13 protein-coding genes are annotated in these 13238 nt (G+C 50.0%); 3 read left to right on the forward strand and 10 right to left on the reverse strand.

Annotated elements, in window-relative coordinates:
* Positions 1–1250: cell division protein ZipA C-terminal FtsZ-binding domain-containing protein (locus ACTHSP_RS12070; RefSeq protein ID WP_440346165.1), on the reverse strand; the 1250-nt coding region annotated here is incomplete at its 3' end.
* Positions 1251–1425: 175 nt separating this feature from the next.
* A complete protein-coding gene (ampD, locus tag ACTHSP_RS12075; protein ID WP_314511803.1) occupies positions 1426–1992 on the reverse strand; it encodes a 1,6-anhydro-N-acetylmuramyl-L-alanine amidase AmpD in 567 nt (188 codons plus the stop codon).
* 115 nt (positions 1993–2107) lie between these two features.
* On the opposite strand from ampD, the gene mltG reads away from it, so the two are divergent.
* The 3 genes from mltG to ACTHSP_RS12090 all read left to right on the forward strand — a co-directional run bounded on the left by mltG (position 2108) and on the right by ACTHSP_RS12090 (position 5340).
* A complete protein-coding gene (gene mltG / locus ACTHSP_RS12080; protein WP_314511801.1) occupies positions 2108–3103 on the forward strand; it encodes an endolytic transglycosylase MltG in 996 nt (331 codons plus the stop codon).
* A gap of 66 nt (positions 3104–3169) precedes the next feature.
* A complete protein-coding gene (gene tmk / locus ACTHSP_RS12085) occupies positions 3170–3796 on the forward strand; it encodes a dTMP kinase (RefSeq protein ID WP_314511800.1) in 627 nt (208 codons plus the stop codon).
* A gap of 263 nt (positions 3797–4059) precedes the next feature.
* On the forward strand, positions 4060–5340 hold the full coding sequence (locus ACTHSP_RS12090; RefSeq protein WP_314511798.1) for a malic enzyme-like NAD(P)-binding protein: 1281 nt from the start codon (positions 4060–4062) through the stop codon (positions 5338–5340).
* Positions 5341–5513: 173 nt separating this feature from the next.
* On the opposite strand, the gene ACTHSP_RS12095 is transcribed toward ACTHSP_RS12090, so the two are convergent.
* The 8 genes from ACTHSP_RS12095 to ACTHSP_RS12130 form a co-directional block, all read right to left on the reverse strand.
* A complete protein-coding gene (locus ACTHSP_RS12095; protein ID WP_314511796.1) occupies positions 5514–5645 on the reverse strand; it encodes a hypothetical protein in 132 nt (43 codons plus the stop codon).
* Positions 5642–6985 (reverse strand): aldehyde dehydrogenase family protein, encoded by a 1344-nt coding sequence (locus tag ACTHSP_RS12100; protein WP_440346166.1) that lies wholly within the window; start codon positions 6983–6985, stop codon positions 5642–5644. Before ACTHSP_RS12100 ends, ACTHSP_RS12095 begins: the two co-directional genes overlap by 4 nt.
* 79 nt (positions 6986–7064) lie before the next feature.
* Positions 7065–7724, reverse strand: a complete 660-nt coding sequence (locus tag ACTHSP_RS12105) for a MarC family protein (RefSeq protein WP_128581769.1) — start codon at positions 7722–7724, stop codon at positions 7065–7067.
* 1 nt (position 7725) lies between these two features.
* Complete coding sequence (rodA, locus tag ACTHSP_RS12110) at positions 7726–8877, reverse strand: rod shape-determining protein RodA (protein WP_314511793.1); 1152 nt, start codon at positions 8875–8877, stop codon at positions 7726–7728.
* Entirely contained in the window at positions 8870–10918 is a 2049-nt protein-coding gene (mrdA, locus tag ACTHSP_RS12115) for a penicillin-binding protein 2 (protein ID WP_440346167.1), read from the reverse strand. Before mrdA ends, rodA begins: the two co-directional genes overlap by 8 nt.
* 4 nt (positions 10919–10922) lie before the next feature.
* Positions 10923–11423, reverse strand: a complete 501-nt coding sequence (gene mreD, locus ACTHSP_RS12120) for a rod shape-determining protein MreD (protein WP_063075403.1) — start codon at positions 11421–11423, stop codon at positions 10923–10925.
* A gap of 4 nt (positions 11424–11427) precedes the next feature.
* Positions 11428–12270 (reverse strand): rod shape-determining protein MreC, encoded by an 843-nt coding sequence (gene mreC, locus ACTHSP_RS12125; protein ID WP_314511789.1) that lies wholly within the window; start codon positions 12268–12270, stop codon positions 11428–11430.
* 11 nt (positions 12271–12281) lie between these two features.
* On the reverse strand, positions 12282–13238 hold a 957-nt coding region (locus tag ACTHSP_RS12130), incomplete at its 5' end, for a rod shape-determining protein (protein WP_440346168.1).

Genomic DNA, 13238 nt, shown 5'->3' on the forward strand with positions numbered 1-13238 from the left:
GCTTGTTTGCTGCCGGGTTTGATGCCGACTTTAAGCATTTCTTCCTGACGGGCCAAAACGTAGTTGCGTACGTCTTTAAGCCATTGGGTGGAAACTTCTTCCATTTGGTCGTTAACCAAATCTAAGCTGAGTTGGCCGGAAAGTTTGACAGCCAAGTCCATAAATTTGTCGAAAGTTTTTTCACCGGCAGGAACATGCGGAATATCCAACAGCATGCTGAAACCGCGGTAAGCTTGGTTGTCCAACAGAGGATTGGTAAACGGTTTGTTGTCCAAAGTATGGATGGAGAACAATTTAGGATTGTTGTTGTCGCCGAAGTGGAACGCGCCGTCTTCGCCCAGTTTGAAGCCTGTATCTTCCACGGCGGCACGCAATTCTACGCCGCTGATGTTGGAATGGGAAACCAAGTGAATGGCGATGGTTTGGTCAACACGCGCACAGAATTGGTCGAGGGCTTGTGCGACTTCGGTAAACGCGTCCAAGTCGGTATGCAAAACTTTGCCGTCCATCAGTTGGGCAAAAGCATCAACCTGTTGGTCGAAGTGTTGCAACTCTTCACGTGCGGCCAAACCATTGCGGCTAACAGCCTGAAGGCCCATAACGAAGCCTTGGTAGTAAACGCCCGGAATCGGCTCGGCAACACGGAAATGGTCGTCCATGGTGCAACCGATGATTTGGAAGCGGTGTGTGCTGGAAAGGCGCGGCAGTGCGTGCAATTCTTGGGCCTGTTTCAGGGAGATGTAGGCCATGTAGTCGAAGCGCGGGTCAAACCAAGGCAGCTCGACTTGAGCCAATTCGTCCAAGCTGATCAATGGTACTTGTGCCACAGGTTCTGCTTCGGTTTCAACCGGAGCAGAAGCGGCTTCGGCAGGATTTATAGTAATTTCGTTGTTCAAACCGATAACGGTGTGTTGGACTTTTTCTTCTGCGGAAAAGTCGTCTTCCACAGTCAGCTCGACATCGGTTTTAAGTTGGGCAGGGTGAGCCAGTTTGGCTTTTGCCGCGTAGATTTCATCTTGCTCTTGCAGGTTGCGCAATGCCTCTTCGTTTTTTTTGTTTTTCTTGATAAACAAACCTTGGCCGCCGGTTTCTTTGCTGTCGCGGACGTGCTTGGTTTTGCTGGTTAAAAGTGCATCTTTATCGGAATGGCCGAATTGTTCGCGCACTTGTTTGCGGTATTGGTTTTCCTGGTACATGTTGTAACCGATGACCGCCAAAAGGGTGGCGAGGGCTAAGACGATGAAAATCATGGAGTAATCACTTTTTAAAAAGGCAGCATTCCGTCTTTTTCAGGGTGCGGAATCTTGCTGCGTGGGAAGTTCGTTGGAGCCGGACTTTATGCGTCCGAATGAATAGCTGAATTATAACGAAAATAAACGGTTGTGACAGCATTATGTCTGCCAATCATTTCAGGCCGTCTGAAAGTTATCCGCGCCGGATGGGGAAACCTGCTTTTTGAAGGCGAGGCCAATCGAAGAAATGTCCGGGATCGGTTTTCCTGTCCGGCGCGATGTCCTGATGACCGGTAACGGCCTGAATCGGGTAATGTTCGGAAATAGCGGTCAGCAAGGCTTGCAGGCTGGTGTATTGTGCTTCGGTAAAAGGTTCGAAATCGCAGCCTTCCAATTCGATACCGATGGAGAAGGCATTGCATTTTTCTCTGCCTTGAAACGACGATACGCCGGCATGATAGGCCATGTCGTCGCAGGAAACGAATTGAATGGTTTCGCCCTCACGGCTGATGAAAAAATGGCTGGAGACGCGCAAGGTGTGGATGATGCTGAAGAAAGGATGCTCATCAGGGTTGATTTGGTTGGTAAACAATTTTTCCACTGCACCCGTGTTGTACTCAAAAGGAGGGAGGGAAATATTGTGGAGGACAACCAATGAGATGTCTTCATCCGGTTCGCGCGGGCTGAAATTGGACGAATGAGTTTGGCGTGCATTCAGCCAACGGCCGTTTTGCCAAGTGTTTTTTGAAGGAGGATTCATGGTTTCAGACGGCCTTTCGGGATAGGAAAACATACGTTGGGGAAGGTGGCAGGCTTAATGTGCTTGTTTTCGGTTATACTGTTGCCCGACACGTTCACAAACCAAGAATCCTACCATGCTGAAAAAATTGTTGAAATGGCTGGCCGTATTTTTGACGGCATTTGCCGCCGTGTTTGCCGCATTGTTGTTTGTTCCGAAAGACAACGGCAAGCCATACCGTATTACCATTACCAAAAACCAAGGTATCTCTTCCGTCAGCCGCAAACTGGCTCAAGACGGCATCGTTTATAACCGTTATGTGCTGGTAGCCGCAGCATATGTGATGGGCGTACACAACCAACTTAATGCCGGTTCTTACCGCCTGTCTGCCAAAGTATCGGCTTGGGACATTTTAAAACGCATTAAAAAAGGCCGTCCTGACTCGGTCAGCGTGCAAATTTTGGAAGGCGCGCGTTTTGCCCAAATGCGCCGTATTATCGATAACACTGCCGACATTGCCCACGATACGCGCGGTTGGAGCGATGAAAAACTGATGGCCGAAGTGGCACCCGACGCCTTGAGCAGCAATCCCGAAGGACAGTTTTTCCCGGATAGTTACGAAATTGATGCCGGTGGCAGCGATCTTCAAATTTACAAAATCGCCTACCGTAAAATGCGGGAAAACCTACAAGAAGCATGGGACGACCGTCAAAGTGGCCTGCCTTATAAAAATCCGTACGAAATGCTGATTATGGCGAGTCTGATTGAAAAAGAAACCGCACACGAAGACGACCGCGCCCATGTGGCCGCCGTATTTGTCAACCGCTTAAATATCGGCATGCGCCTGCAAACCGACCCGACCGTTATCTATGGCATGGGCGATGCGTATAAAGGCAGAATCCGCAAAGCCGACCTGCAACGCGATACGCCTTACAATACTTATACGCGCAGCGGTTTGACACCGACGCCGATTGCGCTTCCCGGCAAGGCCGCGCTTGAAGCGGCGGGTCATCCGTCTGATGAAAAATATCTGTATTTCGTCTCAAAAATGGATGGTACGGGCCTGAGCGAGTTCAGCCACAATCTTTCTGAACACAATGCTGCCGTACGCAAATATATTTTGAAGAAATAAACCGAATAGGCCGTCTGAAACATTTATAATCCTGTTTCAGACGGCCTTTAAATTGACGATATTCATATGAAACCCAGATTTATTACCCTTGACGGCATAGACGGCGCAGGAAAATCCACCAACCTCGCCGTAATGAAAGCATGGTTTGAGAAACACCAACTGCCCGTATTGTTTACGCGCGAACCGGGAGGTACTCCGGCAGGAGAAGCATTGCGTGAAATCCTGCTCAACCCTGCTACCCAAGTCAGCCTGCGTACTGAAACCCTGCTGATGTTTGCCGCCAGACAGCAACACTTGGAAACCGTCATTCTGCCTGCCCTGAAAAACGGCACGCATGTCGTTTCCGACCGCTTTACCGATGCAACGTTTGCCTATCAAGGCGGCGGACGAGGCGTTCCCTTGCAAGATATTGCCACGCTTGAGCATTGGGTGCAGGGTGATTTCCGCCCAGATTTAACTTTGCTGTTGGATGTGCCTTTGGAAGTGTCAATGGCGCGCATCAACCAAACGCGTGAGAAGGATCGCTTTGAACAAGAAAAAGCCGAGTTTTTCAATCGGGTGCGCGAAGTATATCTGCAACGTGCTAACGAACAGCCGGAACGCTATGCCGTTATCGACAGCAGCCAAAGTCTGGGCGCGGTAAAAAATCAGATTGAAACCGCGCTAGACAGTCATTTTGGATTGAATGTTTAATTTTAAATAAAATGCCGTCTGAAAGAAGGGTAATGTGGTGAAGAAATATTATTACAGAAGTTTTTAGACATAAAACCAAATAAAACGAAATATCAAAACAAATGTAATAAATATCGGTATGCGCCACCAAAAGAACATGATAAAATTACGGCCTCTTACAAAGCCGGTCTGTTAACAACCCGACTTTAGAAATTTTAAACGTCTGAAGCAGCCTGTTTCAGACTTGTTCGCTGTAAAATCTCTCTCGCAAACAGGATCGATAAATGGAAAATTCATTAAAAGAAGCCGCCCTGCAGTTCCACGAATTCCCCGTGCCGGGCAAAATCTCCGTTACCCCAACCAAATCTCTGGCTACTTCTAAAGACTTGGCGTTGGCGTACTCTCCGGGCGTAGCCGCTCCTTGTATGGAAATCCATGCCGATCCTCAAACTGCCTACAAATACACTGCCAAAGGCAACTTGGTTGCCGTGATTTCCAACGGTACAGCAGTGTTGGGTTTGGGCAACATCGGCGCATTGGCTGGCAAGCCTGTAATGGAAGGCAAAGGAGTATTGTTCAAAAAATTCGCCGGTGTTGACGTATTCGATATCGAAATCGATGAAAAAGACCCGCAAAAATTGGTAGACATCATCGCTTCTTTGGAGCCAACTTTCGGCGGCATCAACCTCGAAGACATCAAAGCGCCTGAGTGCTTCTACATCGAACGCGAATTGCGCAAACGTTGCAAAATCCCTGTATTCCACGACGACCAACACGGTACCGCCATCATTACCGCTGCCGCTGTATTGAACGCTTTGCGTTATACCGGCCGCAAAATTGAAGAAGCGACTTTGGTGTGCTCCGGCGCAGGTGCGGCCGCGATTGCCTGCTTGAACCAATTGCTGGATTTGGGTTTGAAACGCGAAAACGTGACCGTTTGCGACTCCAAGGGCGTGATTTACAAAACCCGCGAAGACAAAGACCGTATGGACGAGTCCAAACAGTTCTACGCCATTGAAGATAACGGCCAACGCGTATTGGCCGATGCCGTTAAAGGTAAAGACATCTTCTTGGGCCTGTCCGGCGCAAACCTGCTGACGCCTGAAATGCTGAAAACTATGAACGAAAAACCAATTGTGTTCGCTATGGCAAACCCAAATCCGGAAATTCTGCCTCCTTTGGCAAAAGAAACCCGTCCGGATGTGGTGATCGGTACCGGCCGCTCAGACTTCCCGAACCAAGTGAATAACGTATTGTGCTTCCCATTCATCTTCCGTGGCGCATTGGATGTCGGCGCGACCACCATCAACGAAGAAATGAAACGCGCCTGCGTGTATGCTTTGGCTGATTTGGCGATGGAAGAGGTAACTGAAGAAGTAGTTGCCGCTTACGGTAAGAAATTTGAATTCGGTGCGGAATACCTGATTCCTACCCCATTCGACTCCCGCCTGTTGCCTCGCGTTGCTACAGCTACTGCTAAAGCAGCAATGGAAAGCGGCGTGGCTACCCGTCCAATCGCTGATTTGGATGCGTATGCTGCTAAACTGGCCGGTTTGAAATTGTAATCCGGTAAGTAGTATTTGATTGAAAATGCCGTCTGAAAGTTGTATTTCAGACGGCATTTTTGTTTATTGGGTATTTTATAGAGGGTTTAATGAAACGGTTGGAATGATGAACATGGTAAGCTGCCGATTCAAAATAGGCGTGGAAATATGAATTGCTTTCTAAAATAGGTTTCTTATTTTTGAGCCGCTTTGATTTTGCAGAATTTGTATGGGATTAAATACAATATTTTTGCCAGCTTTTTAAACAACATCAGGCCGTCTGAAATCGGGTTTTTCAGACGGCCTGAGTTAATGAAACGGTTCATTTTTGCCAATAGGTTTTGACGTTGACGAACTCGTACAGCCCGAATTCTGATAGTTCGCGTCCATAACCTGAAGCTTTGACGCCACCAAAAGGTAGGCGCAGATCGCTGCTGGTGTGGCGGTTGATAAAGACAGAGCCTGCTTGGATTTTTTCGGCGTATTGCCATGCGTTTGCCGTGTCGGCTGTGTAGATGCAGGCGCCGAGGCCGAAAGGTGTGTCATTGGCAAGTGCGACGGCGTGATCCGGATTATCGGCGCGTAAAATCATGGCAACCGGGCCGAAGACTTCTTCGTGCCAAACGCGGCAGGTTGGGTTGACCTGATCTAAGACGGTAGCAGGGTAAAACCAGCTTTCTCCCTCAGGGATATAGCCGCCGCTCAAGCATTGTGCACCGTGTGTAACCGCATCTTGAACCTGTTCATGTACGGTTTGACGCAGGTCTTGTCGGTGAAGCGGGGCAAGGGTGGTGTTCGGGTCTTTGGGATTGCCGGTTTGCAGTTTGGCACACTCGGCAAGGAAGAGCGGGATAAACTGTTCGGCAATATCTTGGGTAACAATGATGCGTTTGGCGGCATTGCAAGATTGTCCGGCATCACGGAAACGTGAATAGCAGGCATCGATGGCTGCGCGTTGCAGATCGGCATCGGGCAGAATGATAAACGGATTGCTGCCGCCCAGTTCAAGGACAGTTTTTTTCAGATGTTTGCCTGCATGGGCGGCCAATAGGCGGCCGGTATGGGTTGAACCGGTAAATGCCATGGCATCGGTATCTTCAATGGCTTTAAGCGTGTCTTCATGACTTAACCATGCGCCGATAAGCGGCAAACCTTCGGGGATAAGGCTGAATAGGGCTTCACTGACGCGAGCGACACTGGGCGCAGGTTTGACCGCGCAGGCATTGCCGGCGCACAGGGCAGGGATGGCAAATCGTAAAATCTGCCAAACAGGATAGTTCCACGGCATGACTGCCAACACAATACCCAAAGGCTCGAAGCGGACTTGGCTGAGGCTGGCTTGGGTGGCGATGGTTTTATGGGCAAGCAGCTCGGGGGCAAGGCGGACGTAGTAGCGGATAAGCTCGATGGATTTGCTGATTTCTGCACGGCATTCGTGCAGGCAGCGTCCGACTTCTTCGCAAACCATTTCAGCAAGGCGTTCTTGGTTTTGGGTAAGGCTGTCGGCAAATTGCTGTAAGAGGGCGGTGCGCTCGGTAATGCTTGATTGAGCGAAGGTTTGCTGAAGGGTTTGGAGGCGGTTTAATTCGTCGGTGAACTCGGTATAGCTTTGCGCCGGTCGGCAGTAAATGGTTTTTCCGGTGAAAACGTGGGTGCTGTGAAACATGGTTGGCTCCTTTGTTTTTATGTTTTTATGAGGCCGTCTGAAAATGTTTCAGACGGCCTTTTATTGTGATAATTGTACTTCAAGCGACCAGTTGGGGAAAAATAGATTTTAAGCCGGCAACAATAATCTCTACGGAAATGGCGGCAAGCATCATACCCATAATGCGGTTGAGGATGGTCAGGCCGGTCGTGCCCAAGCGTTTGCTGATGCGTCCGGCAACGATCAGGATGAGATAGCAAATCAGGCTGACCAGAAAGCCGGAGATGATAATCAGGGCAATATCGCTGTAATTTTTGGCGGCAGAGGAGTAAATGATGACGGTAGAGATACCGCCGGGGCCGATGGTAATCGGAATGGCAATGGGTACGACGGCAATGGCTTTTTCATTGCGGCGGACTTGTTGCTCATGGTGATGCTCTTCTGAATTGGGGTCGATTTTGGGCTTGGCAGGATTATCGTTGCCGTTCATTAAGGAGATGGCAATCAGCAAAACTAGAATACCGCCGCCGACTTGGAAGGAGCCGACGCTGATACCGAGTACTTTCAACAAGATACCGCCGCCCAGTGCAAAGACGACAATCACGATGAAAACAGCCAATGCGGCAGTACGCGCGATTCTGCGTTTTTCTTTGGTGCTGTGGTTTTGTGTCAGGTCAAGATAAATCGAGAGCGCGCTGAAGGGGTTGATCAGTACAAGAAGTGCAACGAGAAGTTTGCCGATTTCTACACCTAATTCCATATTATTCCTTGCTTGCAGTCAGGTCGTCGTTGTCCATATTACGACGGCGGAGGTTTTTGTGTTCGTTGGCAATACCCATCAACAGGGCGAGCACCACCATGATGGAAAGCGTAGCCGTACCGCCGTAGCTGACCAATGGGAGGGGGACGCCGACAACGGGCAAAATACCGCTGACCATGCCCATGTTTACAAAGGCATAGCAGAAAAAGGTCATGGTCAACGCGCCTGCCAGAGTACGGCTGTAAAGGGATTGCGCTTGCGCGGCAATCCATAATCCGCGTGCCAGAATGATAAGGTAAACCAGCAGTAAAAGGATATTGCCAATCAGGCCGAATTCTTCGCCGAATACTGCGAAAATAAAGTCAGTCGTTGATTCGGGAATATAGTCCAAATGGGTTTGCGTACCGTTGAGCCAGCCTTTACCCCATACGCCGCCCGAGCCGATGGCAATCATGGATTGGATGATGTGGTAGCCTGCGCCTAACGGGTCTTTGGTTGGGTCGAGCAGAGTGAGGACGCGGGTTTTCTGGTAGTCGTGCATGCCGTAATTCCACAAGAGCGGCAAAGCGGCCACAAAGGCAATAATGGCGGCAAAAATAGCCTTCCAAGGCAATCCGGCAAAGAAGATGACAAAAATACCCGAAGCCATAATCAGTGCTGCCGTACCGAGGTCGGGCTGTTTCAAAATCAGGGCGACAGGAACAAGAATCAGCACGAGGGCGACAATATAATGTATCCATTTCAGACGGCCTTCATAGCGTTGGAAATACCACGCGACAGTCATGGGAATACCGATTTTCATGATTTCGGAAGGTTGGATACGGGTAAAGCCGAGACTCAGCCAACGGGTTGAGCCGTTGACGGTAACGCCGGCGACTTCAACGCCAATCAGCAGTAATACGCCGACAATGTAAACAGGCAGGGCAATTTTGGCAGCCGTTTGCGGCTTGAATACGGCAATAATCCATAACAGGGCAAAGCCCAAAACGGTATGGATGGTTTTGTTTTCCAATTGGCCGAACTCTTGCCCGTCTGCAGCATAGAGCAGGAACAGGCTCATGATGTAGATGGCGAGCATGGCAAAAAACAGCCAAGGGTCAATCGGGGCCGCAATGGTGGATTTTAAATTTTTCCACGCTGATGTGTTATTCATGATGAACCTCCGGCTGTGAGGCAGGGCTTGTCGGCGTCAGTCCGTAGGCAGATTGGAAAATGCTGGTAATAGGCTGATGTTTGTCCGTTGTTGCAGTTTTGGCCGAATCTGATTCAAGGCCGTCTGAAAACTGTTGCGGCTTGACGTGAAGCATATAAAAATCAGTCATTTCACGAGCCAATGGTGCGGCATAAGCACCCCAGCCGCCATTTTCCAAAATAACGGCAATAGCGATTTCAGGTTTTTCCAATGGCGCAAACGAGATAAACCATGCGTGGTCACGGTGTTGTTCGCGCAGGGCTGCGGCGTTGTAGCGGCCGCCCTGTTTGATTTGTACGACCTGGGCCGTACCGGTTTTACCGCCCATCGTATAGGCGAGTCCGCCACCGATACGGTGCGCCGTACCGCCCGGTTTCAATACCTTTTCCATTGCGCGTTTGACGTATTCGAAGTTGTCGGCTTTGAACGGAATTTGACGCTCGGGATTGGGATTGATACGGGTAATTTTGCGCGCGCCGAAATCCAATATTTCTTTGACCAAATGCGGCTGATGGACAACACCGTTGTTGGCTAAAGATGCTGTCGCATGTGCCATTTGCAAAGGCGTATAGGCATTGTAGCCTTGGCCGATACTGACGGAAACCATCTCGCCGGCGCGCCATTCTTTGGCAGTCGGGTCGGAAGATTTGGCAAAGCGTTTGGCTTTCCATTCGCGGCTGGGCAAAACGCCTGTGTATTCGCTGGGCAGGTCAATGCCGGTTTTTTGGCCAAAACCGAATTGCGCCAGATACGGAGAGGCTTTATCAATACCCATCTCGTAACCCAAGCGGTAGAAGAAAGTATCTGAGGATACTTGAATGGCTTTGCTCAAGTTGGCCGAGCCGTGACCGCTGCGGACGGAGTCGCGGAAAATATGGCGGCTGCCGGGTATGCTCCATGCGCCGGGGGCGGGGACGATGGTGTTCTGAGTGATTTTGCCGCTTTCCAACAAGGCCATGCCCATAAAGGGTTTGAATGTAGAACCCGGCGGATAAAGGCCTTGGGTAACGCGGTTGATCAAAGGCTTTTTCCAATCGTCATTCAGCATTTTCCAAGTGTCGCTGTCGATGCCGTCAATAAAGAGGTTGGGATCAAAGGAAGGTTTGGAGACAAATGCCAAAACAGTACCGTCTTGCGGATTGATGGCCACCAATGCGCCACGGCGGTCGCCCAAGATGCGGTCGGCTTCCTGTTGCATACGGATATCCATACCTAGGCGCAAGGTTTGCCCCATTTTGGACGGAACATTTTTCAATACGCGGACGATGTTGCCGTAAGCGTCTTTTTCGACTTCCTGATAGCCTGGAATGCCATGAAGCTGGTGTTCGTAATATTTTTCCAAGCCAGATTTTCCGATATGCGTACTGCCGCGATAGAGAGCGGTCAGGCCTTCTTCTTCCAGCATTTCTTTGTCTTTATCACTAATACGGCCGATGTAGCCTAAAAAATGGGAAGTCAGCTTGCCGTAAGGATATTCGCGGAATGTGCGTGAGTTGACCTCTACGCCTTTGAATTCGCGCAAATGCACGGATAAACGGGCGGCCTCTTCATCGGTCAGTCTGAGTTTGAGTGGGATATTTTCAAATTTTCGATAGCTTTCGCGGTATTTTTTGAAGCGTTTTAAATCTGTCGGCGTGATATCGACGTATTTTTTCAATGCTTCAATGACATCTTCCATCTTGCCTTCAATGCGGCTGGGAATAACTTCGAGTGAAAAGACAGGATAGTTTTTGGCCAAAGGAACGCCGTTGATATCGACAATTTCGCCGCGTACGGGCGGCGTTGGAATCAGGGTGATACGGTTGCTTGATGCTTGACCGGAAAATTCATTGTGTTGAGTTACTTGCAGGTAAAAGAACCGCGCCAGCAAAATGGAAAAGAAGATGACAATCAGGATAAACGCAACGAGCAGGCGCAACAAAGCATCGGCTTGTGCTGCCTGAGCGGAAGGTTTTTTGGTATGTTGACCACCGGAAAGACGGCGTGGAAGAATCGGTTTCATCTTTTCAGTGGGAGCGGTAAATACGGGTCACAATCAGCATCAACTGGCTGAGTATCGGCCAAAGCAATGCGCCGACAAATGGGGCAACAAAGCCTTGCAAAGTGATGACCTGATGATTAAGGAACAGACGTGCAACAGTTAAAACGGCCTGATTGAGAAGCAGTGCAGCCAATACAGCGGCCAATTGCATAATGTGGCCGTAAAGCATGATTTGGCGGCGGCGGTTTAAAATGAAATAAGTCATCACGACGTAAGACAGGGCGTGCAAGCCCAAAGTAGCGGCGGTTGCTGCATCGACAATCAGACCGATGGCAAAAGCCAGTCCCATGCCTGCGCGTTGCGGTTGGTGCAATGTCCAATATAGCAACATCAGTGCCGTCATTTCAGGCAGCCAAAAGAATCCGTCAAAGGAAAACGGCATAAAGTCCAGTATCATCATCACAATGAGACTGGCCGCCATAATGTGCAGCGGTACTGCACGGTAAGAATCGTCAAAATCGTTCATGAAATCAGCGTGGGGAAGAAGGGCCGGAAGAAAGTACCAAGACAAAACGGCTGCTGCGTAAAGCGGCCAAAGGCGTCAGTTGCGTATCGTAATAAGGCGTTCCTGATGCGCGGACAACCTTGCTGACAGTTGCAACGGGAATCCCCGCCGGATAAGTACCGTCCAAACCGGAAGTCAGCAGAATATCGCCGGGTTTCAAGTCTGAGCCGGTTGGGAAATAGCGCAAATCCAAACCGTTGCCATTGCCGTATGCCAAATTGCGTTCACCGGTGCGGCTGACGGCTACGGGGACAATGCTTTGTCCGCTTGAGATCAGTTCAATTTCCGCGCTTTGTGTGTGAACTTGTGTCAACAGGCCAATCAAACCGCTTTGATCGATGACTGCATCGCCAACTTTCAAACTGTCTTGGCTACCCTTGCCGATAATCAGTCTTTCGGAAAGCGGATCTTTGCCATTGGAAATGACTTCCGCACCGATAACGTTGTGAATGCCTTTTTGTTGCAAACCATACAGTTTTTTCAATTCGCGCAATTCATCGGTATTGACTTTATCCCGCTGCAAATCGATTTTCAGACGGCCATTTTCTTCTAAAAGCTGGCGGTTCTGTTCCAAGAGCTCGGATTTGGACTGGGAGAGGTCGGCAAAATATTGATAAAGTTGAACAGGTTGATTGGCCAGCCATTGAACAGGGTAGAGCATGGGCATTACTGCCGCACGCACCGGCTGCATCAATGAAAAGCGGTAATCGGCCACCATCAGGCCGGCAGCCAGAGTGATATAAACGACAAAACGAGGCAACAGCTTAGGGCCTTTTGCCTCGTCAAAGCGCAAAGAAGAGCGTTCCATAACCATCTACCTTATGGGTTTTCCGTAAATACGGTATCCCATTTGCCGATATAGTCCAACGCCTTACCGGCACCATAGGCGACGCAGTTCAGAGGCTGGTCGGCAATACCGACGGGCAGGCCGGTTGCGTCAGCCAAGACGGTATCAATACCGTGCAGAAGCGCGCCGCCGCCGGTCAGCATAATGCCGCGGTCGGCAATGTCGCCGGCTAGTTCTGGCGGAGCCTGTTCCAAAGCCAGACGGACGGCACGGATGATTTGATTTACCGTTTCACTCAATGCTTCACGAATTTCATTTGAAGTAACCGCCAAGGATTTAGGCGTACCTTCGGCCAGATCGCGGCCTTTAATACGCATGGCTGTTTCGGTTTCAAAGCCCGATGCAGAGCCGATTTGTTTCTTCAATTCTTCTGCCGTCGCTTCGCCGATCAAGACGCCGCGATGTCGGCGCAGGTAATGGATGATGCTTTTATCGAATTCGTCGCCGGCTGCGCGGACAGAAGCAGAATAGGCCATACCGCCCAGTGAAAGAATACCGATTTCAGTCGTACCGCCGCCAATATCGACAATCATCGAACCTGCCGCATCTTCAATCGGCAAGCCTGCGCCCAAAGCGGCTGCCATCGGTTCTTCAATCAAATGCACGCTTGCCGCGCCGGCAGCAAACGCTGAATCCAAAATTGCTTTACGTTCCACTTGGGTAGAGCCGCCCGGAACACAGATAACCACACGGGGCGGAACCAAAGACCGTCCTTCGGTGGCTTTTTTAATCAACATACCCAGCATACGCTCGGTAATCACAAAATCAGCAATCACGCCGTCCCTCATCGGGCGGACGATTTCAATATTGCGCGGCGCACGGCCCTGCATTTTTTTTGCTTCCGTGCCCACGGCCATAATTTTACTTTTATTGCCTGCGCCGGATTGAATCGCAACCATAGACGGCTCATCCAAAACAATCCCTTTGCC

Source organism: Neisseria sp. P0001.S005 (genome assembly GCF_051963715.1).